The sequence below is a fragment of the Streptomyces sp. A18 genome, assembly GCF_059026065.1.
Map to the genome: position 1 here is coordinate 16,745 of NZ_JBWLKL010000011.1, position 23,663 is coordinate 40,407.

Annotated in this window: 23 protein-coding genes and 2 tRNA genes; 7 read left to right on the top strand and 18 right to left on the bottom strand. The window is 70.6% G+C overall.

Annotated features, from left to right (window positions below; translation table 11 throughout):
* Positions 1 to 28: 28 nt before the first annotated feature.
* From ruvA to pgsA, 9 genes are all read right to left on the bottom strand, one after another.
* Positions 29 to 637 (bottom strand): Holliday junction branch migration protein RuvA, encoded by a 609-nt coding sequence (gene ruvA / locus AC5P1C_RS19390; protein WP_493867125.1) that lies wholly within the window; start codon positions 635 to 637, stop codon positions 29 to 31.
* Positions 634 to 1,233 (bottom strand): crossover junction endodeoxyribonuclease RuvC, encoded by a 600-nt coding sequence (gene ruvC, locus AC5P1C_RS19395; RefSeq protein WP_493867126.1) that lies wholly within the window; start codon positions 1,231 to 1,233, stop codon positions 634 to 636. The genes ruvA and ruvC overlap by 4 nt, the downstream gene beginning before the upstream one ends.
* A gap of 130 nt (positions 1,234 to 1,363) precedes the next feature.
* Positions 1,364 to 2,116 (bottom strand): YebC/PmpR family DNA-binding transcriptional regulator, encoded by a 753-nt coding sequence (locus AC5P1C_RS19400; RefSeq protein ID WP_493867127.1) that lies wholly within the window; start codon positions 2,114 to 2,116, stop codon positions 1,364 to 1,366.
* Positions 2,117 to 2,164: 48 nt separating this feature from the next.
* Positions 2,165 to 2,770, bottom strand: coding sequence for a pyridoxal 5'-phosphate synthase glutaminase subunit PdxT (gene pdxT / locus AC5P1C_RS19405; protein ID WP_493867128.1), 606 nt, complete (start codon positions 2,768 to 2,770; stop codon positions 2,165 to 2,167).
* 12 nt (positions 2,771 to 2,782) lie between these two features.
* On the bottom strand, positions 2,783 to 3,697 hold the full coding sequence (pdxS, locus tag AC5P1C_RS19410) for a pyridoxal 5'-phosphate synthase lyase subunit PdxS (protein ID WP_160503800.1): 915 nt from the start codon (positions 3,695 to 3,697) through the stop codon (positions 2,783 to 2,785).
* 177 nt (positions 3,698 to 3,874) lie between these two features.
* On the bottom strand, positions 3,875 to 4,429 hold the full coding sequence (locus tag AC5P1C_RS19415) for a LemA family protein (RefSeq protein WP_493867129.1): 555 nt from the start codon (positions 4,427 to 4,429) through the stop codon (positions 3,875 to 3,877).
* Positions 4,430 to 4,492: 63 nt separating this feature from the next.
* Positions 4,493 to 5,653 carry a glycosyltransferase family 4 protein gene (locus tag AC5P1C_RS19420; RefSeq protein ID WP_493867130.1) on the bottom strand — a complete coding sequence of 387 codons (1,161 nt, stop codon included), beginning with the start codon at positions 5,651 to 5,653 and terminating at the stop codon, positions 4,493 to 4,495.
* Complete coding sequence (locus tag AC5P1C_RS19425) at positions 5,650 to 6,588, bottom strand: phosphatidylinositol mannoside acyltransferase (protein ID WP_493867131.1); 939 nt, start codon at positions 6,586 to 6,588, stop codon at positions 5,650 to 5,652. Before AC5P1C_RS19425 ends, AC5P1C_RS19420 begins: the two co-directional genes overlap by 4 nt.
* Positions 6,585 to 7,253, bottom strand: coding sequence for a phosphatidylinositol phosphate synthase (gene pgsA / locus AC5P1C_RS19430; protein WP_493867132.1), 669 nt, complete (start codon positions 7,251 to 7,253; stop codon positions 6,585 to 6,587). The genes AC5P1C_RS19425 and pgsA overlap by 4 nt, the downstream gene beginning before the upstream one ends.
* Positions 7,254 to 7,511: 258 nt before the next feature.
* Here pgsA and AC5P1C_RS19435 point away from each other — a divergent pair, with 258 nt between their 5' ends.
* Positions 7,512 to 9,719 (top strand): elongation factor G-like protein EF-G2, encoded by a 2,208-nt coding sequence (locus AC5P1C_RS19435; protein WP_493867133.1) that lies wholly within the window; start codon positions 7,512 to 7,514, stop codon positions 9,717 to 9,719.
* A 134-nt stretch (positions 9,720 to 9,853) separates the two neighbouring features.
* Entirely contained in the window at positions 9,854 to 11,521 is a 1,668-nt protein-coding gene (locus AC5P1C_RS19440) for an AbeC-like domain-containing protein (protein WP_493867134.1), read from the top strand.
* A gap of 18 nt (positions 11,522 to 11,539) precedes the next feature.
* On the opposite strand, the gene AC5P1C_RS19445 is transcribed toward AC5P1C_RS19440, so the two are convergent.
* Positions 11,540 to 12,103 (bottom strand): HIT family protein, encoded by a 564-nt coding sequence (locus AC5P1C_RS19445; protein WP_493867135.1) that lies wholly within the window; start codon positions 12,101 to 12,103, stop codon positions 11,540 to 11,542.
* Positions 12,104 to 12,170: 67 nt separating this feature from the next.
* Here AC5P1C_RS19445 and AC5P1C_RS19450 point away from each other — a divergent pair, with 67 nt between their 5' ends.
* Complete coding sequence (locus AC5P1C_RS19450; RefSeq protein ID WP_493867136.1) at positions 12,171 to 12,836, top strand: potassium channel family protein; 666 nt, start codon at positions 12,171 to 12,173, stop codon at positions 12,834 to 12,836.
* Between the two features lie 25 nt (positions 12,837 to 12,861).
* Here AC5P1C_RS19450 and thrS read toward each other — a convergent pair whose 3' ends face one another.
* The 3 genes from thrS to AC5P1C_RS19465 form a co-directional block, all read right to left on the bottom strand.
* Positions 12,862 to 14,838, bottom strand: a complete 1,977-nt coding sequence (gene thrS, locus AC5P1C_RS19455; protein ID WP_493867137.1) for a threonine--tRNA ligase — start codon at positions 14,836 to 14,838, stop codon at positions 12,862 to 12,864.
* A 121-nt stretch (positions 14,839 to 14,959) separates the two neighbouring features.
* The gene (locus AC5P1C_RS19460; RefSeq protein ID WP_493867287.1) at positions 14,960 to 16,183 is read right to left on the bottom strand and encodes a hypothetical protein; all 1,224 of its coding nucleotides are present in this window, start codon (positions 16,181 to 16,183) and stop codon (positions 14,960 to 14,962) included.
* Positions 16,180 to 16,746: a DUF4365 domain-containing protein gene (locus tag AC5P1C_RS19465; protein WP_493867138.1), complete on the bottom strand. Its 567-nt coding sequence runs from the start codon at positions 16,744 to 16,746 to the stop codon at positions 16,180 to 16,182. The genes AC5P1C_RS19460 and AC5P1C_RS19465 overlap by 4 nt, the downstream gene beginning before the upstream one ends.
* A 169-nt stretch (positions 16,747 to 16,915) precedes the next feature.
* On the opposite strand from AC5P1C_RS19465, the gene AC5P1C_RS19470 reads away from it, so the two are divergent.
* Positions 16,916 to 17,641 carry a 3'-5' exonuclease gene (locus AC5P1C_RS19470; RefSeq protein WP_493867139.1) on the top strand — a complete coding sequence of 242 codons (726 nt, stop codon included), beginning with the start codon at positions 16,916 to 16,918 and terminating at the stop codon, positions 17,639 to 17,641.
* A gap of 77 nt (positions 17,642 to 17,718) precedes the next feature.
* Here the strand turns inward: AC5P1C_RS19470 and AC5P1C_RS19475 are convergent.
* Positions 17,719 to 17,790, bottom strand: a tRNA-Val gene (locus tag AC5P1C_RS19475).
* A 62-nt stretch (positions 17,791 to 17,852) separates the two neighbouring features.
* Positions 17,853 to 18,299, bottom strand: a complete 447-nt coding sequence (locus tag AC5P1C_RS19480; protein ID WP_493867140.1) for an SRPBCC family protein — start codon at positions 18,297 to 18,299, stop codon at positions 17,853 to 17,855.
* Between the two features lie 93 nt (positions 18,300 to 18,392).
* Here AC5P1C_RS19480 and AC5P1C_RS19485 point away from each other — a divergent pair, with 93 nt between their 5' ends.
* Complete coding sequence (locus AC5P1C_RS19485) at positions 18,393 to 21,218, top strand: SCO7613 C-terminal domain-containing membrane protein (protein ID WP_493867141.1); 2,826 nt, start codon at positions 18,393 to 18,395, stop codon at positions 21,216 to 21,218.
* Positions 21,219 to 21,335: 117 nt separating this feature from the next.
* Here the strand turns inward: AC5P1C_RS19485 and AC5P1C_RS19490 are convergent.
* Positions 21,336 to 21,407: transfer RNA gene (locus tag AC5P1C_RS19490), tRNA-Val, on the bottom strand.
* Positions 21,408 to 21,473: 66 nt separating this feature from the next.
* Positions 21,474 to 21,905: a TIGR02611 family protein gene (locus tag AC5P1C_RS19495; RefSeq protein WP_493867288.1), complete on the bottom strand. Its 432-nt coding sequence runs from the start codon at positions 21,903 to 21,905 to the stop codon at positions 21,474 to 21,476.
* 191 nt (positions 21,906 to 22,096) lie between these two features.
* On the opposite strand from AC5P1C_RS19495, the gene AC5P1C_RS19500 reads away from it, so the two are divergent.
* A complete protein-coding gene (locus AC5P1C_RS19500) occupies positions 22,097 to 22,510 on the top strand; it encodes an SsgA family sporulation/cell division regulator (protein ID WP_003959770.1) in 414 nt (137 codons plus the stop codon).
* Positions 22,511 to 22,736: 226 nt separating this feature from the next.
* A complete protein-coding gene (locus AC5P1C_RS19505) occupies positions 22,737 to 23,309 on the top strand; it encodes a CGNR zinc finger domain-containing protein (protein ID WP_493867142.1) in 573 nt (190 codons plus the stop codon).
* A gap of 54 nt (positions 23,310 to 23,363) precedes the next feature.
* Here the strand turns inward: AC5P1C_RS19505 and AC5P1C_RS19510 are convergent, their stop codons facing one another.
* On the bottom strand, positions 23,364 to 23,534 hold the full coding sequence (locus AC5P1C_RS19510) for a hypothetical protein (RefSeq protein ID WP_493867143.1): 171 nt from the start codon (positions 23,532 to 23,534) through the stop codon (positions 23,364 to 23,366).
* Between the last annotated feature and the right edge of the window lie 129 nt (positions 23,535 to 23,663).

The following is a 23,663-nucleotide window of genomic DNA, read 5'->3' on the forward strand; positions in this document are numbered from 1 at the left end:
CTCGCGATGTGGTTCTGGTGGTCAGGGGCTAGCGGGTGCGGTTCAGCGTCTGAAGCGCGGCCTTGAGGAGCTGGCCCACTTGCGGCTTCTCGGACGCCTCGGCCTGCGGGGTGACGGCGACGACGGCTTCGTCGGCCTCGCGCGTGGCGTACCCCAGGCCGATGAGCGCCGCGTGCAGTTGGTCGCTCCAGCCGGAGGTGACAGGGGCGCCGATCGCGGGGCCGCCCGTGCCGAGGGGCTGGCCGAGGCGGTCCTTGTACTCCAGGAGCAGCTTCTGGGCGCCCTTCTTGCCGATGCCCGGCACCGCGGTGAGCGCCTTCTCGTCGCCGGTGGCGACCGCGCGGCGCAGGGCGTCCGGGCTGTGCACGGCGAGCATGGCCTGCGCGAGGCGCGGTCCGACGCCGCTCGCGGTCTGCAGGAGCTCGAAGGTCTGGCGCTCGTCGTCGTCCGCGAAGCCGTACAGCGTCAGGGAGTCCTCGCGGACGACGAGGGAAGTGGCGAGCTTGGCCTGCTGGCCGATCCGCAGGGTGGAGAGCGTGTTCGGCGTGCACTGGACGGCCATGCCGATACCGCCGACCTCGACCACCGCGGTATCGGGGGCGAGGGCGGCTACGGGGCCGCTGACGAAGGCGATCATGCGGTACGGCCTTTCTGTGCTGTGGTCCTTGCCGCTGTCCGTGCCGGCGCGGTCTTCGAGGCGTGCAGGGCCGCGGCCTGCTGAAGGCGGTTCTGGGCGACCGCCTGCTGGAGGCGGTTCTGCGCGGGGGCGCGCCAGATGTGGCAGATGGCGAGGGCGAGGGCGTCCGCCGCGTCGGCCGGCTTGGGCGGTGCGTCGAGCCGCAGGAGGCGGGTCACCATCGCCCCGACCTGTGCCTTGTCGGCACGGCCGCTGCCGGTGACGGCGGCCTTGACCTCGCTGGGGGTGTGCAGGGCGACGGGGACGCCGCGGCGCGACGCGCAGAGCATCGCCACGGCGCTCGCCTGGGCGGTGCCCATGACCGTACGCACGTTGTGCTGGCTGAACACCCGCTCCACGGCGAGGACTTCGGGGTCGTGCTCGTCGAGCCACTGCTCGATGCCCTGCTCGATGGCGACCAGACGGTGGCCGAGCTCGGCGTCGGCGGGCGTACGGACGACGCCGACCGCGCGCATCGTCAGCGGGCGTCCCGCGACTCCGTCGACGACCCCCACACCGCACCGGGTCAGTCCGGGGTCCACCCCCAGTACGCGCATGCGCCCCTCCCCTTGCCGCGGCGACGATCTTTGACTTCACGCCAGGCTATCCGCTGCCACCGACAACAGCGGCGGGCCGGTGGACGTGTGTCCCACCCGGCCCGCCGAAACTGCTCAGCTCGCGGCAGCGCTACGCGTCGACCTTCTCCATGACCTCGTCGCTCACGTCGAAGTTGGCGAAGACGTTCTGCACGTCGTCGCTGTCCTCGAGCGCGTCGATCAGCTTGAAGATCTTCCGCGCGCCGTCCTCGTCCAGCTCGACCTGCATGGTCGGGACGAAGTTGGCGTCGGCCGAGTCGTACTCGATGCCGGCGTCCTGGAGCGCGGTGCGGACCGCGACCATGTCGGTGGCCTCGGAGAGAACCTCAAAGGACTCGCCGAGGTCGTTGACCTCTTCGGCACCCGCGTCCAGGACCGCGCCCAGGACGTCGTCCTCGCCGAGATCACCCTTGGGGACGATCACGACGCCCTTGCGGTTGAAGAGGTACGAGACGGAGCCCGGGTCGGCCATCGAGCCGCCGTTGCGGGTCATCGCGACGCGTACATCCGATGCCGCGCGGTTGCGGTTGTCGGTGAGGCACTCGATGAGCACCGCGACGCCGTTCGGGCCGTAGCCCTCGTACATGATCGTCTCGTAGTCGGCGCCACCGGCTTCGAGACCGGCGCCGCGCTTGACCGCGGAGTCGATGTTCTTGTTCGGGACCGAGCTCTTCTTGGCCTTCTGGATGGCGTCGAAGAGGGTCGGGTTACCGGACACGTCAGCGCCGCCCGTGCGGGCCGCGACCTCGATGTTCTTGATCATCTTCGCGAAGAGCTTGCCGCGCTTGGCGTCAATCACGGCCTTCTTGTGCTTCGTCGTAGCCCATTTAGAGTGGCCGGACATCTGCCTGTCTCCTTCGCGTTACCCAACTGTACGAACGCAGAGATCCTACTAGGATCCCGCCGCCGCGTGCCCCCGCACCATCCCGACGAACAGCTCGTGCATGCGGTGGTCGCCCGTCAGCTCGGGGTGGAACGACGTGGCGAGCGCGTTGCCTTGGCGTACGGCGACGATGTGTCCCTCGTGCTCGGCCAGCACCTCGACGCGCGCGCCGACCGACTCGACCCAGGGAGCCCGGATGAAGACACCCTCCACGGGGTCGCCGTCGATGCCCGCGATGTCGACGGCCGCCTCGAAGGACTCGTTCTGCCGCCCGAAGGCGTTGCGGCGCACGATCATGTCGATGCCGCCGAAGGTCTCCTGCTCGGAGCGCGGATCGAGGATCTTGTCCGCGAGCATGATCATGCCCGCGCAGGTGCCGTAGACCGGCATGCCGTCGCGCACGCGCGCGCGGAGCGGCTCCAACAGGCCGAACAGGGCGGCCAGTTTGGAGATGGTGGTGGACTCACCGCCCGGGATGACCAGGCCGTCCACCTCGGCCAGCTCTTCGGGGCGCCGGATCGGCCTGGCCACGGCGTCCGCCGAGGCCAGGGCGATCAAGTGCTCCCGTACGTCGCCCTGGAGTGCCAGGACGCCGACTACAGGGGTGTCAGTCATCTACGTAGTGCCTTACCAGCCACGGTTCGCGTAGCGCTCGGCCTCGGGGAGGGTGTCGCAATTGATGCCGACCATGGCCTCGCCGAGGTTGCGGGACGCGTCCGCGATGATCTTGGGGTCGTCGTAGAAGGTGGTGGCCTTCACGATGGCGGCGGCGCGCGCGGCCGGGTCGCCCGACTTGAAGATGCCGGAGCCGACGAAGACGCCCTCGGCGCCGAGCTGACGCATCAGGGCTGCGTCGGCGGGGGTGGCGACGCCACCGGCCGAGAAGAGGACCACCGGCAGCTTGCCCAGCTCGGAGACCTCCTTGACCAGCTCGTACGGGGCGCGCAGGTCCTTGGCGGCGGCGTACAGCTCGTTGTTGTCGAAGCCGCGCAGCTTGGCGATCTCGTTCTTGATCTGGCGCAGGTGGCGCACCGCCTCGACGACGTTGCCGGTGCCGGCCTCGCCCTTGGAGCGGATCATGGCCGCGCCCTCGGCGATGCGGCGCAGGGCCTCGCCCAGGTTGGTGGCGCCACACACGAAGGGGGTCGTGAAGGCGAACTTGTCGCTGTGGTTGACCTCGTCGGCCGGGGTAAGGACCTCGGACTCGTCGATGTAGTCGACGCCGAGGGACTGGAGCACCTGGGCCTCGACGAAGTGGCCGATGCGGGACTTGGCCATGACCGGGATGGAGACGGCCTCGATGATCTCTTCGATCATGTTCGGGTCGGACATCCGGGCGACGCCACCGTCCTTGCGGATGTCGGCGGGGACCCGCTCCAGCGCCATGACGGCCACCGCGCCCGCGTCCTCGGCTATCTTCGCCTGCTCGGCGTTGACGACGTCCATGATGACGCCGCCCTTGAGCTGCTCGGCCATGCCGCGCTTGACGCGCGCGGTGCCGGTCTCGGGCGACTGGTTGCTGCTGGGGAGGGTGCTGGACACGGAGTTGACCTCGCTCGCTGAAGACGGGTTACTGCGTCTACGAGGAAACTCCCGGCGACCAGTCCACAGCAAGGGCCAATGGGTGACCGGTGGCTCATTTTTCCCGGCTGCCCCCTGGTCAGTGGCGCGCCCGGTGGCCCGTCCCGTCAGGGGTGGCACGCCCGCCGGCCCGTCCCGTCAGGGGTTCTGCGTCGTCGCGCGGTCGGCCAGCGCCACCGGCGGCTCGTCGTCCATCTCGAAGGCCATGGGGAACGGCGCGTGCCCCGCGAGGCGGAACCAGCGGACGGTGCGGTGCCTGCGCAGGGCGCGAGCCGCTCGTACGGCGTCATTGTGGAAGCGCCGTGCCATCGGTACCCGGCGCACGGCCGCCGCCAGCTCGGTCGCCGCCTCGTCGCCGCCCGGGGCCTCGCGCACCGCCTCGACCTGCTGCACCTCGCCGAAGATCGCGCGCAGCGCCTGGCTGAGTTCGCTCTCGGCGACCTCGCGGTGCTCCTCCTCGGCCTGCCGGGCCGCGTGCGCCGCCTCGTAGAGCACGATGGACGCGGCCGGGTCGAGCACCCCCGATGTGGCCAGCTCCTGGGCCACCGATGCGCGGCGCAGCAACTGGGCGTCGAGGGCGGCGCGGGCCGCGTCGATGCGTGCGTGCAGCCGGTCGAGCCGGCCCGCGGTCCAGCTCAGGTAGAGGCCGATCGCGAAGAGGGCTACCGCGATCCAGATCAGTGTCGAGGTCACCGGCCCGAGGCTAGTCGAGCCGGCCCGTCCCCATGACCGCCGGGCTCCCCCGCCCTGCGGCGGTCAGTCCCGTGCGAGCCCGAACCGCGCCCGGAGACCCGAGCGTTCATCGGCGGCCACCGCCGCGGCCCCGTCCGCCACCGTCTCGTACACCGAGAGGATGTCGGCGCCCACCGTCGACCAGTCGAAGCGGCGTACGTGCTTGCTGCCCCGCTCCCGCAGGTCCGCACGGCGCTCGGGGTCGCCGAGCAGCCGCAGCGCCGCGGCGGCCAGCGAGTCCGCGTCCTCGTTCGTGAACAGGTCGCCTGCCGTGCCCTGGTCGAGGACCTGCGCGAAGGCGTCCAGATCGCTGGCGAGGACGGGCGCGCCCGCCGAAAGTGCCTCGACCAGGATGATCCCGAAGCTCTCACCCCCGGTGTTGGGGGCCACGTACACGTCGACGCTGCGCAGCAGCCGCGCCTTGTCCTCGTCGCTGACCATGCCGAGGAACTCCACGCGCTCGCGCATCTCGACCGGCAGCGAGGAGACGGCCTCGTGCTCGTCGCCGCGGCCCGCGACCAGGAGCCGGGTGTCCGGGCGCTCGGCGAGGATCTTCGGCAGCGCCTTCATCAGCACCGGAAGCCCCTTGCGCGGCTCGTCGATGCGGCCGATGAAGCCGATCGTGCCGCCCTGCCACTCCACCTTCGGCTCGACCTTGGTGAAGAAGTCGACGTCCACGCCGTTCGGGATGACCACCGCGTCGCCGCCCAGATGCTCGACGAGGGTGCGGCGCGCGTACTCGCTCACCGCGATGCGCGCGCTGATCTTCTCCAGGGCCGGTTGCAGGATCGGGTACGCCGCGATCATCGCGCGCGAGCGCGGGTTGGACGTGTGGAACGTCGCGACGATCGGGCCCTGCGCCGCCCAGCAGGTGAGCAGCCCGAGCGAGGGCGAGGTCGGCTCGTGGATGTGGATGACGTCGAACGTGCCGTCGTGCAGCCAGCGCCGCACCCGCGCGGCCGAGAGGAACCCGAAGTTGAGCCGGGCCACCGAGCCGTTGTACGGAACCGGAACGGCTCGGCCCGCCGACACGACGTACGGCGGAAGGGGGGTCTCGTCATCCGCCGGAGCCAGGACGGACACCTCGTGCCCCAGGCGGATCAGGTGCTCCGCGAGATCGCGGATGTGGAACTGGACGCCGCCCGGCACGTCCCACGAGTAGGGGCAGACGATGCCGATCTTCACGGCGCGGTCCCCTCGGTGGCAGGCTCGGAACCGTCGGCGGGGCCCTTCGCGGGGTCGAGATCAGCGAGCCACAAGCGCTGCAGCATGTGCCAGTCCTCCGGATGGTCGGCGATACCCGTGGCGAAGGCGTCTGCCAGCGCCTGCGTCATGACAGACGTCTTCTCCGTGCGGGTACCTGTCTCGGGGACCTCGATGGGGGCGTGAACACGCCCCTTCATGACGGGCGACTCGTCGAACCAGAGAGTGACCGGCAGCAACAGCGCCCCCGTCTGCTGCGCGAGGATCGCGGGCCCCGCCGGCATCCGCGCGGTGTCCCCGAAGAACTTCACCTCGACGCCGGACTCCGAGAGGTCCCGGTCCGCGACGAGGCAGACCAGGCCGCCCGCGCGCAGCCGCCGCGCCAGCGTGCCGAACGCGGAGCCGCCCTCGTGCGGCAGGACCTCCATGCCCAGGCCCTCGCGGTAGGCGACGAAGCGGTCGTACAGCGTCTCGGGCTTGAGGCGCTCGGCGACCGTCGTGAACGGCGTGTCCAGCTTCGTGGTGACCCACGCGCCCGCCAGGTCCCAGTTGCCCAGGTGCGGAAGGGCCAGAATGACGCCCTTGCCGGAGGCCAGGCCGTCCGTCAGGTGGTGCAGGTCCTTGCCGTCGAAGCCTCCCTCGATGCGCTCCCGGCTCCACGACGGCAGCCGGAACGACTCCATCCAGTAGCGCAGGTACGAGCGCATGCCCGCCTTCGACAGCTCGCGCAGACGCTCCGGGCTCGCGTCGGGCACCACACGCGCGTAGTTGGCCTCAAGCCGCAGGACGCCCTTGCCGCGCCGCTTCCACACGGCGTCGGCGATGGTGCGGCCGAGCCGCACCGCCACCGGTTCGGGGAGCTTCTTGACGGAGCTCCAGGCCACTCCGTAGAGCGCGTCGGTCAGCCGGTCCTTCACGACGTGGCCTCACTGCCCTGCGCCTGGCCCGTGGCCGCGTCCGCCTCCGCGGCCTCCTTGCGCACGGTCACGACGCGCTGGACGAGCGTGACGAGGCTGCCCACGGCGACGACCCACAGGGCGATCGGCAGCAGTACGTCGATGCCGGGGACCCCGAACGTGTGCAGCCCCGCGAGGCCCGCGGCGACCAGCGTGATCACCAGGCGCTCGGCGCGCTCCACCAGGCCGTTGACCGCGACGGGCAGGCCGATCGCCTCGCCGCGCGCCTTCGTGTACGAGACGACCTGACCGCTGGCCAGGCAGAAGATGGAGACGGCGCACAGGATGTTGTTGTCTCCCGAGCCCGCGTACCAGAGCGCGAGGCCACCGAAGATCGCGCTGTCGGCCACCCGGTCGAGCGTCGAGTCCAGGAAGGCTCCCCAGCGGCTGGAGCGTCCCAGCTGCCGCGCCATGTTCCCGTCGACGAGGTCGGAGAACACGAAAAGCGTGATGACGATCGTGCCCCAGAAGAACTCGCCGCGGGGGAAGAAGACCAGCGCACCCGCCACCACACCGGCCGTGCCGATGAACGTGACCGCGTCGGGGCTCACGCCGCGACGGATGAGAAACGCGGCGAACGGTGTGAGAACACGCGTGAAGAATGCACGCGCGTACTTGTTCAGCATGGCCTTCCCGAGGGGTCGGTGAGCCGCGCGGCCCTGTTGGCCACCGGCTGGCCCATCGTAGTCACGCCCTTGACGGACCGGCTCGCCCCCTCACGATCGCGTACGACGTATGGACGCACAGTGACCCGAGTGGAAAGCTCGAAAGCACCGCGGGCGTCGCCGGAGCCGACCCGCACACGGCCCCGCATGTCCGCGAGCAGCCAGCATCCCCGAGGGGGCTGTGCCTCCTCACCGTGCACGTGACCGGGAGGCCAAGGCATGGGCGACAAGGCGAACGCACACCCCGGAGCCGCCGGCAGGGCTACAGCGGCCGACCACCCCGCGTCCGTACGGAATGTGGTGCTGGTCGGCCACAGCGGATCGGGCAAGACGACTCTGGTGGAGGCCCTCGCGCTGACCGCGGGGGCGGTGAATCGGGCGGGCCGTGTGGAGGACGGCACGGCCGTCTCGGACTACGACGACATCGAGCACCGGCAGCAGCGCTCGGTGCAGTTGTCCCTGGTGCCCGTCGAATGGGGCGGCATCAAGATCAATCTTCTGGATACCCCCGGGTACGCCGATTTCGTCGGGGAGTTGAGGGCCGGTCTGCGCGCCGCGGACGCGGCCCTTTTCGTCGTCTCGGCGGCCGAGGGCATCGAAGGCATCACCGGCGCGACGCGCATGGTGTGGGAGGAGTGCCAGGCGGTCGGCATGCCGCGGGCCATCGTGGTGACGCATCTGGAGGCGGCCCGCGCCGACTTCGCCGAGATGACACGGACCTGCGCCGACGCCTTCGGGGCCGACGACCCCGACGCCGTGCTCCCCCTGTACCTGCCGCTCCACGGCGCCGAGGGGCCGGACGGGCACGCTCCGGTGACCGGCCTGGTGGGGCTGCTCTCGCAGCGGATCTTCGACTACGCGTCCGGCGAACGGAAGGAGACCGAACCGGGCGACGACCAGCTCCCGCTCATCGAGGACGCACGCAACAAACTGATCGAGGGGATCATCGCCGAGAGCGAGGACGAGTCCCTCATGGACCGCTATCTCAGCGGCGAGGACATCGACTTCAAGACACTCGTGGACGATCTGGAACGGGCCGTGGCGCGCGGCATCTTCCACCCCGTCCTCGCGGCGGCACCCGCGGCCGACGGCGCCCGCCAGGGCATCGGCACGGTGGAGCTCCTGGAGCTGATCACGGGCGGCTTCCCCACCCCCCTGGAACACCCCGCGCCCGCCGTCACCACACCAGGCGGCAAGGCGCGGCCCGCGATCACCTGCGACCCCGGTGGCCCGCTGGTCGCCGAGGTCGTGAAGACCGCGTCCGATCCCTACGTGGGACGCGTCTCGCTCGTACGCGTCTTCTCCGGCACCCTGCGTCCCGACGAGACCGTGCACGTGTCCGGGCACGGCCTGGCCGACCGCGGCCACGAGGACCACGATGTCGACGAGCGCGTCGGCGCGCTCTCCTCCCCCTTCGGCAAGCACCAGCGCACGCTCTCCAGCTGCATCGCGGGCGACATGGCCTGCGTGGCCAAACTGAACCGCGCCGAGACGGGCGACACCCTCTCGGCCAAGGACGACCCGCTCCTGATGGAGCCCTGGGACATGCCCGACCCGCTCCTGCCGCTCGCCATCCAGGCGCACAGCAAGGCGGACGAGGACAAGCTCTCCCAGGGGCTCTCCCGCCTGGTCGCCGAGGACCCGACGATGCGCCTGGAACAGAACCAGGACACCCACCAGGTGGTCCTGTGGTGCCTGGGCGAGGCCCATGCCGACGTCGCCCTGGAACGGCTGCGCAACCGGTTCGGCGTGCAGGTCGACGTCGTGGCCCACAAGGTCTCCCTCCGGGAGACGTTCGCGGGCAGGTCCGGGGGACGCGGCCGTCACGTGAAGCAGTCCGGCGGCCACGGTCAGTACGCGATCTGCGAGATCGAGGTCGAACCGCTGCCGGGCGGCAGCGGCATCGAGTTCGTCGACAAGGTCGTGGGCGGCGCCGTGCCCCGGCAGTTCATCCCGTCCGTCGAGAAGGGCGTGCGCGCGCAGGCCGCGCGGGGCGTGGCCGCCGGCTACCCCCTCATCGACGTACGGATCACGCTGCTCGACGGCAAGGCGCACTCGGTGGACTCCTCCGACGCCGCGTTCCAGACGGCGGGCGCGCTCGCCCTGCGCGAGGCCGCGGCCGACGCCAGGATCCATCTCCTGGAGCCGGTGGCCGAGGTGCGGGTCCTGGTCGGCGACGACCACGTGGGCTCGGTGATGAGCGACCTCTCGGGGCGCCGCGGCCGGGTGGTCGGCACCGAGCAGGCGCCCGGCGGGCGCACGCTCGTGCGGGCCGAGGTGCCCGAGATCGAGATCGGGCGATACGCCGTGGACCTGAGGTCCCTCTCGCAGGGCACCGCGCGCTTCAGCCGCACGTACGCACGCCACGAACCCATGCCGCCCCAGCTCTCCGAGAGGATCCGTGAACAGGCCCAGGACGTCTCCTAGTTGACGGCCTCCGGCAGGGTGCACCGCATGCGCCCTGCCGGATGTCGGTGCACACCGATACGCTGATGACCTGATCAACAGGTGTGCCGGGCAAGGAAGTCGGGAAGAGCCGCAGCAGCAAAGGTTGTGCGGCGTTGGGGGCGGCAGTGGCGGACGACGTATTCGACTTCAGGCCCGGGGCCCAGGTCCCGCTGTCCGGGGCCGCGGGACAGACGGCGGCGACGCATGCCCTCGCGTCGGCCGCGTACCGCGACGACAAGGTCTCCAAGCTCCTGGACGCCAACAACGAATGGCACAAATCCGAGGTCAAGGAAGGACTTTGGTCGCTGTTCGCGCCGAATCTGGGCGAGGCGTTCGCGCGGGCCGTGCAGGTGCGGATGCTGGGCGGCGCCCGCAAGCCGCTGATCCAGTCCTTCGGCATGGAGCCGCAGTCGATCGTCGAGCACTGCCTGGCGGCGAACAACATCCGCAAGGAACGCGACCGCTGGCTCACCGTCGTGATGGTGCTGTGCGGACTGCTCTTCCTGCCCGGACTCCTCGCCTGGCTGCTGCTCTTCACCGCCAAGCAGGCGGTCGTCAAGCGGGACAACAAGCGGGCGAGCGCGATCGCCACGGCGGTCCTGGTCGCCGTGGGCGTCCTCGCCGTGATCTTCCTCATCAAGCTGCCGATCGACGGCGTCCTCGGCTGGTACATACGCGCGTGTGTCGTCGTCCCCGTGGTGGGCTGGTTCTGGGCCAAGATGATCGCCGAGCGCACCGCGAGGGACCTGCGCGACCGCTGGGGCGGCCTCCTCTCCGGCGGCGGCATCGGCGCCAAGATCCCCGAGGCGGTGCCGGGCAGTCCGGGTGAGACGGCCGCCGAGCAGCTCCGCCAGGGCCTGGCCCGCCTCTCGGCCGAGCAGCAGAGCAACTCGGTCTTTTACGCGGGGCCCAAGGGAATACTGGGCATGGGCACGCGCTGGGGCAGCTGGCAGCTCGCCGAGGAGCTGGTCTCCGGCAAGGAAGGCACGGAGATCCACCCCTTCCGCAGCTGGGACATCATCCGGTCGGTGCACGACCAGCTGCGCCTCCTGGAGCGCGGCCCGCTGCACACCGGCGGCTTCCCGACCCCGTCGATAAAGCACTGGATCGTCTCCCCCATCGGGGAGAACGCGAAGGCCGTTTCCCGCCCCAGCGGCACGGAGGTCGAGGCCTTCCAGGTCCGGGGCCACGAGATACAGCGGATCTGCAACGAGCAGCAGTTCGGCGGCGGCGACCGGCACTATCTCGGCTGCCAGTTCACGCTCTGGGACGGCCAGTTGGTCATCACGATGCTGATCACGGTGACCGTCCTGCACGAGACCCTGCGCATCGAGGTCACAGGACACGCGCTGGGCCCGGTCCACTCGCTGTTCACCAGCAAGCCCGATCCCAAGGTCAAGAAGGTCTCCAAGCCCATCAAGTTCTGGGAGACCACCGAGCGCAAACTGCCGCTGGTGGACGCGGACGAGGTCGTGCGCCTCGCGGTGCGGGCGCCCTTCACCTGGTATCCGCCGATCCTGGACCACCTCGGCGGCAAGCTGGTCCTGCCCGAGCCCTTCGGCCTGCGGCACGCCTGGGCGGACAAGCCCTGGCGGCACCGCTTCATGGCCGACGACGCGCTGCGCGCGGCCACCCCGGTGCTGCGTGTGGTGCACTCGGCGGCCATCAAGGTGCTCGAGGAGAACGGCGTCGACACGGAGAAGTTCGGTACGCGCTCCGGCTTCCTCAGCGGCGCGGTCCAGGACCCGATGCCGAGGAAGGCGGATGTGTACGACGCGTGAGGCGCGCCGCGGGTCGCGCTAGAGGGCGGTAGGCCAGGCGTCGGCCAGCATCTTGCGGGTGTCCGCGAGCAGCTGCGGCAGCACCTTCGTGTGCCCGACGACCGGCATGAAGTTCGTGTCCCCGCCCCAGCGCGGCACGAGGTGCTGGTGCAGATGCGCGGCGATGCCCGCTCCTGCCACCGTGCCCTGGTTCATGCCGATGTTGAAACCGTGCGCGCCGGACGCGGTGCGCAGCGCCGTCATGGCCTGCTTGGTGAACTCGGCGAGCTCGGCCGTCTCCGGAACGGTCAGCTCCGTGTAGTCGGCGACGTGGCGGTAGGGCACGACCATCAAGTGACCGCCGTTGTACGGGTAGAGGTTGAGCACCGCGTACACCTGCTCGCCGCGGGCGACGACCAGACCGTCCTCGTCGGATTTGGCCGGGATGGAGCAGAAGGGACAGCCGTCGTCGGCGCCCGGACCGCTCGGCTTGTTCTCGCCCTGGATGTACGCCATCCGATGGGGCGTCCACAGGCGCTGGAACGCGTCCTGCGTCCCCACTCCGATCTGCTGCTCCGGCTCACTCGTCATGTTGTGCAGCATATGACTTAGCCCGTTCGAAGCGTGTCGGCGGGGCGCCCGCCGGGCCCGGCACCGCGAAGCTGGGCCGATGACCGATGACACCCGTCAGGCACGCTGGGAGAACCGCACGGAGGCACCACTGGCCGTGGCGTCACTGCTCTACCTGACCGCGTACGCGGTACGGGTCCTGGCCTCCGGTCTGCCCGAGGCGGGGCGGGACATCTGCCTGGCGGTGCTCTTCACGGCCTGGGCCGCGTTCGCCGTGGACTACGCGGTGCGCTGGCGGCTGAGCGGACAGGGCCCGCGCTTCGTGCGTACCCACTGGCTGGACACCCTGGTCCTCGTCCTGCCCCTGCTGCGGCCGCTGCGCGTCGTGCACATCTACGAAGCCGTCCAGCGCAGGCGCGGGAAACCCCGTCTCGCGCTGCACGCGCGCGTGGTCACCTATGCCGGTCTCTCGGTGCTGCTCCTGGGCTTCACCGGGGCGCTGGCCGTCTACCAGCACGAGCACGCCGCTCCGGGCGCGACGATCCGCACCTTCGGGGACGCGGTGTGGTGGACGTCGGCCACGCTCGCGACCGTGGGATACGGCGACGTGACGCCCGTGACGCCGCTGGGGCGCGTGATCGCGGTGGGCCTGATGCTCTGCGGTCTGGCGCTGCTCGGCGCGGTGACGGGGTCGTTCTCGTCGTGGCTGCTGCAGGTATTCGCGCGGGAGAGCCCTGAGGACAACGAGAGGCCCCCGGGACGGTGAACGTCCCGGGGGCCTCTCCGTCACGTCACACCTGCTCGCGGCTCTCCACCACGGCCAGCAGCTTGGCGAGCGCCTGCTCGCGCGGGATGCCGTTCTCCTGCGAGCCGTCGCGGTAGCGGAAGGAGATCGTGCCCGCGTTCATGTCGTCGTCACCGACGATGATCATGAAAGGCACCTTCTGCTTCTGCTGCGTCCTGATCTTCTTCTGCATGCGGTCCGACGAGGCGTCCACCTCGACCCGCAGGCCCTTCTTCTTGGCGTCGGCCGCGAACTCCTGGAGGTACGGGATGTGCGCGTCCCCGACCGGGATGCCCACCGCCTGTACGGGCGCGAGCCACGGCGGCATGGCGCCCGCGTAGTGCTCCAGGAGCACCGCGAAGAACCGCTCGATCGACCCGAAGAGCGCGCGGTGGATCATGACCGGACGCTGCTTGGAGCCGTCCGGCGAGGTGTACTCGAGGTTGAAGCGCTCCGGCAGGTTGAAGTCGAGCTGCACGGTCGACATCTGCCAGGTGCGGCCGATGGCGTCCTTGCACTGCACGGAGATCTTCGGGCCGTAGAAGGCGGCGCCGCCCGGGTCGGGCACCAGCGGCAGGCCCTGCTTCTCGGCGACCTTGCGCAGCGTCTCGGTGGCCTCTTCCCAGATCTCGTCCGAGCCGACGAACTTCTCCGGGTCCTTGGTGGACAGCTCCAGGTAGAAGTCGGTCAGGCCGTAGTCGCGCAGCAGGTTGAGCACGAAGGTCAGCGTCGAGTCGAGCTCGTCCGCCATCTGCTCCTTGGTGCAATAGATGTGCGCGTCGTCCTGGGTGAAGCCGCGGGCACGGGTCAGACCGTGCACGACGCCCGACTTCTCGTACCGGTACACGGTGCCGAACTCGAAGAGGCGCAGCGGCAGTTCACGGTACGAACGCCCGCGCGCGTCGAAGATCAGGTTGTGCATCGGGCAGTTCATGGGCTTGAGGTAGTAGTCCACGCCCTCGTCGAGCTGCATGGGCGGGTACATGCCGTCGGCGTACCAGTCCAGGTGGCCCGAGGTCTCGAAGAGCTTCCCCTTCGTGGCGTGGGGGGTGTAGACGAACTCGTACCCCTCCTCCTCGTGCCGCTTGCGCGAGTAGTCCTCCATGACCCGGCGGATGATGCCGCCCTTGGGGTGGAAGACCGCGAGGCCCGAGCCGATCTGCTCCGGGATGGAGAACAGGTCCAGTTCGTTGCCGAGCTTGCGGTGGTCGCGCTTCTCGGCCTCGGCGAGGAACTCCAGGTGCGCCTTGAGCTCGTCCTTGGTGGGCCAGGCGGTGCCGTAGATGCGCTGGAGCATCGGGTTCTTCTCGCTGCCGCGCCAGTACGCGGCGGCGTTGCGCATCAGCTTGAACGCCGGGATGTTCCGGGTGGTGGGCAGGTGGGGACCGCGGCAGAGGTCCTTCCAGCACAGGTCGCCGGTCTTCGGGTCGAGGTTGTCGTAGATGGTCAGCTCACCGCCGCCCACCTCGACGTCCGCGCCGTCGTCGCTGGAGGCGGAGCCCTTGATGCCGATGAGCTCCAGCTTGTACGGCTCGTTCGCCAGCTCCTCGCGGGCGGCCTCGTCGGTGACGACGCGGCGCGAGAAGCGCTGGCCGCGCTTCTGGATCTCCTGCATCTTCTTCTCGATGGCCTTGAGGTCCTCGGGAGTGAAGGGCTTCTCGACGTCGAAGTCGTAGTAGAAGCCGTTCTGGACCGGCGGGCCGATGCCCAGCTTGGCCTCGGGGAAGAGCTCCTGCACTGCCTGCGCCATCACGTGCGCGGTGGAGTGGCGCAGGATGTTCAGGCCGTCCTCGGAGGAGATCTCGACCGGCTCGACCTCCTCGCCGTCCTGCACCGCGTACGCGAGGTCCTTCAGCTCTCCGGCCACGCGGGCGGCGACGATGGTGCGCTCGCCGGCGAAGAGTTCGGCGGCCGTAGTGCCCGTCGTCACCACGCGCTCTTCCCGCTCGGAATCGCGTTGGATGATCACACGGACGTCTGACACCGGTCTTCTCCTACCTGAAGGGGGTCGCGGCAGATCTGCTCCTGCACGCGAAACGAATCGTACCGAGCCCGGGGCACCCATCGCGAAACGGTTATCTCCCCGGCCCCGGCCGTGCCCCGCCTCAGTCCTCGCTGCAGGCCTCCTCGAAGAAGTCGAGATTCTCCTGGAGCGACTTCATCAGGCGGTCCCTCTCCGCGTCGTCCACCTGCACCGGCACCACCCCGCAGGCCCCGCTGAGGCGTCGGAACCCGCCCCGGCTCTCAAGCCGTCCGTGCACCCGGATCGGCAGTCCCACCAGGTGGGCATGGCCCGCGATGCGGTACGACTCCTCGTCAAGCGTCATGCGTACGTGGGGGACGTCCACCCCCGCGAGCACCCGGACCCGCACCGTCCCGTCGCCCCGCGGTCCCGACCGCCGCATCCGCACCACGGTCCCCGTGATCCGCACCGGCATCGCCGGCTCGTCCCGCAGATAGCGGGCGCTCGCCTCCCGCAGCACCGTCAGGTCACCGGGCGAGAACTCCACGGGCTCCGCGTCGACGGCGCACCCCTCGGGCACCCCGGCGGCAGGCGCCCACTCCACGGCGATCCGCGCCCCTTCCGTGCCCCGCACCAGGGCCACGACGGCCTCCGTCAGCTCATGGCTGACGCCGGCCTCGACGGCACCGTCGAAGGCGTCCATGCCGCCGGTGGCCCGCTGATAGTCCACCGCCTCGCGGACCGCGTACAGCGCCTGGTGCAACCGCACCGCGATCAGCCGCCCGGCCAGGACGGGCACGAACGCGGTGAGCTGCCGCCCGCCGGGAGCGGGCCCCACCAGGACGCTCTCCAGGGACGCGGCGGCTGGCCCGCGGTGCCGCGCCCCGTAATACCCGGCACGGCCGCGCGCCGCGAGGGCTCCGGCGAGGAGCATCTGCCGTGCCGCCGACCGCAGTTGTTCCTCCGCGGTCCAGGTCACGGCGCCCGCCGGACCCAGCGGGACATCCCGCCACCAGCGGATCTCGTCGCTGGGCACGGTCAGCCCGACGAGCACGTCGCGCGCGGACGGCGAAGCGCTGCGGGACAGGGCGGTGATCGCCTCGCCGAGCAGGTCCTCGCAGTCGGGGAAGGCCCTGCTCTCCGGGACGAGCAGACTCGTGCCGCCACCGCCGGGCCCCGGTGGGGTCCAGCGGGCGTAGCGCCCGGCCGCTCCCCCGCGCCGGTGCCAGCCGTGCCGGTCGAGCAGCGCGCCGAGCACGGCGGGATCAACCTGCGCGGGGTCGGGCGGACCCGCCCAGGGGCCCGCGGCCTCAACGGGGTGCGGGCGAACGGGACGTACTGGATCGTCGATCGGGCGGTGCATCAGGGTCTCCCTCCCGTACCGACCCGCGTCATGATCTCGCAGAGGGCCCTGTCGTCGAAGATCCGCGAGGTCGGGACGCGGACGGTGGTCCTGCGCCGGCCGGTCACCTGGTGTCCGGCGAGGTTGGTCCAGTAGCAGCAGTGCCGCAGGTCGAGCCGGTCATGGCTCGCGCGCAGCCAGTCGTCCTGCGACCGGGGCACGAGCATCACGACCAGGATCTTGTGCACCGAGACCGGAGTGCGGGCGAGCTTCTCCAGGTGCGGGTTGTCGAGCGTGAAGGAGAAGGCGGGCCCCGGTGGGTTCGGGGCGATCTGGTACGTGCACTTGAGCTGCACCTTGATGGTGACTTCGTCGTCGACCGTGTGCCCGGGGGCGCTGTGGCTGACGTGCCAGTCGATTCCGTTGTCCGGAAAGGGCTGTGAGAGCGAGCACCCCGCCGCGGCGGCGACAGCGTGCAGATAGCCCACCTGAAGGGTCTCCATACAGGCGGTGGTGGCGAGTGTGCCGCGCGGCGGTGCGATCCGCTCGGGCAGCAGCCCACCCTGTTCGGGCTGCGCGAGCGCCATGTCCAACGAGCCTTCCGAACCAGTGAATCCCCGCTGTGGGCCGGTCAATTCCGCGGCCCTGTACCTCTGTTGTCTCCGGGCCGCGTACAGCGCAAACGGCCCGGGTATCACCGGTGTGGGCAGGGGGAGGAAAGCCATCTGCCGGACATGATCGAGGAGTTGCGTCACTATGGCGTGCTGGTACGAGGGGCCCTTGGCCGCATTCGACACGGAGACCACGGGCGTCGACGTCGAGACCGACCGCATTGTGTCGGCCGCCGTCGTCGTCCAGCAAGGAGCGGGCACCCGCCCGCGCATCACTCGCTGGCTGGTGAACCCGGGCGTTCCCGTGCCCGCGGGCGCCACAGCGGTGCACGGCCTGACGGAGGAACATCTCCAGCACAACGGCCGCTGGCCCGCGCCCGTGATGGAGGAGATAGCAAGGGAGTTGGCGGAACAGGGCGCGGCGGGCCGCCCCATAGTCGTCATGAACGCCCCCTTCGACCTGACGATCCTGGACAGGGAGTTGCGCAGGCACCGGGCGTCGTCGCTCAGCCACTACATGGCGGGCTCGTCGCTGTGCGTCCTCGATCCCCGGGTCCTGGACAAGCAGCTCGACCGGTATCGAAAGGGCCGCCGCACCCTGACCGATCTGTGCGAGCACTACGCGGTGGAGCTGGACGAGGCACACGACGCCGCGGCCGACGCGCAGGCCGCGCTGGATGTCGTACGGGCCGTGGGGCAGCGTTTCGCGTCCCGGCTCGAACGGCTCTCACCGGCCGAGTTGCACGCGCTGCAGGCGGTGTGGCACGCGGCGCAGGCGCGCGGCCTGCAGGCCTGGTTCGCGCGCAGCGGTACGCCGGAGGCAGTGGATCCCGCGTGGCCGCTGCGTCCCGAACTGCCCGCGGCCGCCTGACCGTCCGTACGATGCGGGCATGAAGCTGTGGTGCATGAAAAAACCGGTCCGTCGGTGACGGACCGGCATTCTCCGGGTGGGCGATACTGGGTTCGAACCAGTGACCTCTTCGGTGTGAACGAAGCGCTCTCCCACTGAGCTAATCGCCCGGGAACGGACTGAACAATACAGGTCTTCGCGGGTTTCCTTCAAACCGCTTCCGCGAGAGCCGTCAGGCCCCTTTCATGTGCCCCCTCAGGCCTCGCTCGCCCGCGCGCATCATCAGCGCGTGGTTGAGGAGGAAGACGGGCCTCCCGGGAACGGCGAGGCGTCGCATCAACGGTTTGCGCACCACCACCTCCTGGTCGTAGACCACCTGCGTCCCGCCCGGCACCGACGTGACGGTCCAGCGCGCCCAGCCCTCCAGATCCCCGGTCATCGCGATCTCCAGGATCCCGGCCTCCGGGTCGCGGCGTCGCTCCTCGCCGGTGACGAACAGGTCGTACGGCAGGAGGGAGCGGAAGCGCGCGGTGCCACGGCGTCCGTCGATGGACCTCACCTCGCGCACCTGGGGCCACCACTGCGGATAGTCCTCGGCGCGTTCGAGCGCGGCGTACACGTCGGTGTGCGGCGCGGGGACGCGCCAGACGCTGCGGAAGCGGTAGTGACTCCAGTCCATGGACCGAGTCTGCCGGTAGGCACCCCGATCTGAGTACGTCGTGAGTATCCGAGCCCATGCCCCGCGCTGTGTCCTGGAGCACACTCCACGGGCATGACGAACATTCCGCCCCCGGCCGAGGAGCTCCGCATCCTCGACCTGGAGCTGTACCGACTGGACGCGCGCAGGTCGCAGTTGCTGCACCGCCGCGCCTGGCTGATCGGCGTCCTGCAGACGGCGGCCGCACCCGCCCCCGCTCCCCCGCGGCCGGTCCGCGCCCCCGAGTCCACACCGCCGAACGTGCAGAACGCGCTGCTCACCCTGGGCGGCATCCTGCTCACCGTCGCGGCGATCGCCTTCACCCTGGTGAGCTGGGGGCACTTGGGCATCGGAGGCCGCAGCGCCGTCCTCGCCGCCGTGACCCTGACGGCACTGGGCGTGCCCGCGTTGCTGCTGCGCCGGAAGCTGCGTTCGACGGCGGAGACGGTGGCCGCGCTGGGCCTCGCCCTCACCGTCCTCGACGCGTACGCCCTCCATGCCGTCGCCCTGCCGCAGGCCGACGCCCTCGGCTACACGGCCGTCGCGTCCGCCGCGCTCACGGCGCTCTGGACGGCGTACGGCATGTCGTTCCGCGCGCTGCGGCTGCCCTTGCCGCTGGCCGTGGCAAGCGCTCAACTCCCCTTGTTCCTCTGGGTACTCGCCGCGGACGCGGGTGCCCACGCGACGGGGGCGGCGCTCCTGGTGACAGCGGCGTTCGACGCGGCCCTCGCGCTACGGGCCCGCGACTTGGGCGTACGCGTCGTGGCGACCATCGGCGCCTGCGCCGCGGGCCTGTGGGGCGCGGTGGGCGCCGGCTACCTCTCCTGGTCGGCCGCGGACGTGCCGGACGCCGCGCGGGCGGGAGCGCTTCTGCTGCTGGCCGCGTCGATCGCGCTGGTGGCGTCGTGGCTGATCCCGCAGCCCCCGCAGGCGACGGGTGCGGCGTTCGCGGGCGGCCTGTCCATCGTGGCCGCGACCGGTGGCGTGCTGCGCGAGGCGCTGCCCGCAGCGTGGGCGGTTCCCGCCTATCTGGCGTGCGGGGTCACGCTGTTGGCGGCCGTACGCGTCCCCCTGCCCCGCCCTGCCCTCCGCGGAATCGCCGGGTCGGCACTCCTGATCCACGCGATGGCGGCACTGTGGACGCTGCCAGCCTTCATCACCGCCCTCCTGGGACCGGTGAGTTGGGCAGGCAAGGCCTGGTCAGGCGCACCATCGGACACAACCGCCGCACTCACGGTGCCGGGCCTGCCGGCGCACTACCCCGCAATAGCGGCCCTCGTCCTGACCACGATCGCCGGAGCCCTACTGACGACGGCGCGCGTCCTGCCCACGACCAGTGCCCACCCGGGCAACCTGCCCCCCAACCAGGCCCCAACCACCCCTCCCACACCGCCTGCCGCTGCTGCGCCAGGCCCCGCGGCGCCTCGCGGCGGGCCACACGGCGCGGAGCCCGCGGGCCCCGGTACGGCACACGGCTCTGGAACGGGTGCGGTGCACGGCTCTGGAACGGGTGCGGTGCACGGCGCTGGGCATGGTGCGGTGCCTGCCGAAGGACCCGGCGCAGCGCACGGCACAGGATCCGGTGCAGTGTCCGCCGCAGATCGCGACGTAGCGCCCGCCGCTGGACCCGGCGCAAAGCCAGGCGCAGCCTCAGCCGCACAGCCCGGCCCAGGCGCCACCGCGAAACCAGCCGCGGGCCCCACCTCCGAGCAACATGCCGGATCGCCCTTCGCGCCGGCCGACTCGCGGTCCGGCGCCGCTCGCCTCAGCGACCCCGGCATCGCTCGATCCGGTGCCCTCGCCCTTGTCTGGGCCGCCCTCCTCATCCTCCCCTCGGCACTCCAACTGCCCTACGCGGCTGGTGTGTCGGCGTACATCGCTCTCACCGCCGGCCTCCTCGCCCTCGCGTCCCGCGTCGGGTCGAAGGCCGTGGCTCTCACCTCGCTCGGCCTGGCGGTTGCCTCATCGGGGAGTGTCGCGTTCCTCGCCCTGGCCACCACCGAGGCGACGCTCGGCACGCTCGGCGCCCTGACCGCGGTGTTCCTGGCGGCGACTGCGCTCGCGGCCCGCCGCAGGGATCCCGTTCCCGGTGTGGCGTCCGCCGCCGTCGTCGCCGCCATCACGTACTCCACCGCATTCGCCTGCGCCACGGGCGCCGCCTGGAATCTGCGTCCCGATCACGTCGGGCTGCTCATGCTCGTCGTACCGGCGCTCGGTGCCCTCGCCGCGGCCCGGCTGGGGCGGCACCCGCTGACCCTCTCGGTGGAGATCACCGCGGCGGCCGCGGGTGGCCTCGCCGTCGTCCTCACCGCGGGCCACGCGACGACCCTCGCCCTGGCCCTCGCGCTCGGCGGCGTCATCGCCGCGGGCACCGCGCTGCGCGCGGACCGACGGTCCGTCGGGTATGCGGCCGGGGTGCTGTTCCTCCTGGCGACCTGGGTGCGCCTGGCCGCGTGGAGCGTCGACACACCGGAGGCGTACACGTTGCCGGTCACCGTCCCGGCGCTCGTGATCGGCGCGCTACGGCGTCGCCGCGCCCCGGAGACGTCCTCCTGGACGGCCTACGGCCCCGGCCTCGCGGCGACGCTCCTGCCGAGCCTCATCGCCGCCTGGAGCGACGCGCACTGGCAGCGGCCGCTGCTCCTGGGCACCACGGCCCTGCTGATCACGCTGACAGGAGCCCGGCACCGGCTGCAGGCGCCACTGGTGCTCGGCGGCACGGTCCTCGCCCTGGACGCCCTGCACGAACTGGCGCCCTTCATCGTCCAAGTGGTGGACGCCCTGCCGCGCTGGCTGCCGCCCGCGCTCGCGGGTCTCTTGCTCCTCGCCGTCGGCGCGACTTACGAACAGCGGCTGCGCGACGCACGCCGGGTCCGAGACGTTCTCGGCAGAATGCACTGACTCCGCTTTTTCCGCGCGGCAGCCGACGGGGCATCAATTCTCTTGCACCGCACGGTAAATCGAGCCGAATACGACTACGACCCGGAGGCTAAAAGCCTCCGGGCCGTAGTTCCGGGGTGGGCGATACTGGGTTCGAACCAGTGACCTCTTCGGTGTGAACGAAGCGCTCTCCCACTGAGCTAATCGCCCCGGGCGCACGGAGAACATTACCGCATGTCAGCGGGTGCCTCCGACCGCCGTGGAGTCACCCTGAGGTCACTCCTTGATCTTCCACGGCATCTCGAAGCCGAACTTCCAGACGTAGATCCCGACGAGCACGGCGACGATCACCAGGCCGATGGTCGTCAGGATGATGTTCCGGCGGCGCACCTTGGGGTCGAGCGCACGCTGCGCCGCCTCTGTGACCTTCCGCTTCGTCCAGCGAAGCACCAGCTGAGCCCAGACGAACTCGGTCGCCCAGATCGCCATACCGCCGAAGATCACCAGCCAGCCCGGTCCGGGCAGCGGCAGCATCACGATGCCCGCGGCAACCACTGCGAGACCGACGATGAACACGCCCACCTGCCAGCTGAGGTGCAGCGCCTTGCGGGCCTGGATGAACTCCGGCGCACGCGATCCGAGCGGCTGTTCGTCCTTCGTGCCGGCGATTGTTTCGGCAACCCCCGGCTCGTTACTCCCCGTATTCATACGGCCAAACCCTACCGGACGGAAACCCGTCACCGGAATGGCTGTACCCGCCGAACGGACAAACCGCCGTACGAGCTACCTAAAGACACCCAAAACCCTCAGAGGGGTTTACAACGGCACCGTAGGTGGCATGTCGATTTCGCCGACGTGCGAATCCCCGAGCGCACACTGAGCGAAAGGCCCTGGCGCTTATGAACACCACGGTCAGCTGCGAGCTGCACCTGCGCCTCGTTGTGTCGAGCGAGTCCTCACTGCCTGTACCCGCAGGACTGCGGTATGACACGGCCGATCCCTATGCCGTGCACGCCACCTTCCACACCGGAGCCGAGGAAACCGTCGAGTGGGTGTTCGCCCGCGACCTCCTCGCCGAGGGCCTGCACCGGCCCACCGGTACCGGCGACGTCCGAGTCTGGCCGTCCCGGAGCCACGGTCAGGGTGTTGTCTGCATCGCCCTGAGCTCCCCCGAGGGTGAGGCTCTGCTCGAGGCCCCGGCGCGGGCCCTGGAGTCGTTCCTCAAGCGAACGGACGCGGCCGTGCCGCCCGGCACGGAACACCGCCACTTCGATCTGGATACGGAGCTCTCGCACATCCTGGCCGAAAGTTAGCTCCAGGCCGCGCGAGAGCGCCCGGCGCCGTCCGACTCGGGGCGACGGCTCGGGCATGACAACCGCACAGAAGCAGACACACCGGCGCCGTCGCCGCGGATACCCGCGGGGACGGCGCCGGTGCGTCCTGTCGGGAAGCCGCTAGCATCGGCCAGCATCGGCGGGCACCTTCCCCAGGCTCTGAGCAGGGGCAGGCCCCACTACCCCCCAGGCCAGGGAGCAAATCGTGCTGATCACCCACGACACCCGGTGCGCACTCGACGCCGTGGTCGATCTGGTGAACACCGCGCCAGACACCGAGGGCGTGGCGGGCGACGAGACGGAGGGGCTCGCGGACGTAGCGGCCCTGGGCGAGTTCGTACGAAACCACGACATCAGTGACGTCGGGGTGCTCTCGGAGCGTGACCTGGCCGGCGTCCGGCACATCCGGAGCCGCTTCCACGAGGTCTTCGCGGCGCGCGAGCCGCAGGCCGCGGCGGCGGTGATCAACGAACTGATCGCGGCGGCGGGCACCACGCCCCGGCTCACCGACCACGACGGCTACGACTGGCACGTGCACTACTTCGCGCCCGGGGCCTCCGTCGCCGACCACCTCGCGGCGGACTGCGGGATGGCGCTCGCGTTCTTCGTGGTCGCGGGCGAGCAGGACCGGCTGCGGCGCTGCGAGGCCCCGGACTGCCGGCGCGCCTTCGTCGACCTCTCGCGCAACCGCTCGCGCCGCTACTGTGACAGCCGCACCTGCGGCAACCGGCTGCACGTCGCCGCCTACCGGGCCCGGCGCAAGGAAGCGGCGGGCTGAGCCCACGGCTTCGGCGCCCATCGAGTCGCTGGAGCCCCCATGGTCCCTACACCCCTAGAGCCCCAGCAGGTCGTGCAGCGTCCCCATCAGGATCAGCACACCGATCACCGCCAGGAAGATCATCAGGGGTGGCTGGGAGAGCGCGAACAGACAGCCCTTGGGCTCTTCCGTCGCGGCTCGTTCATCGGTCGGCGGGGCGGCATCGCCCTGTGCGGTGTCCAGCATCTCGCGGCGATGATGACTCAGTCCCGGGAGTACCGATGACCAACACGCCAGGAAAGCGCGGGAGTTCGCCGCATTACGTGACCTGCGAAAGTCCGGTCTCGTACGCGTTCCGTACCTGGCCGACCAGCG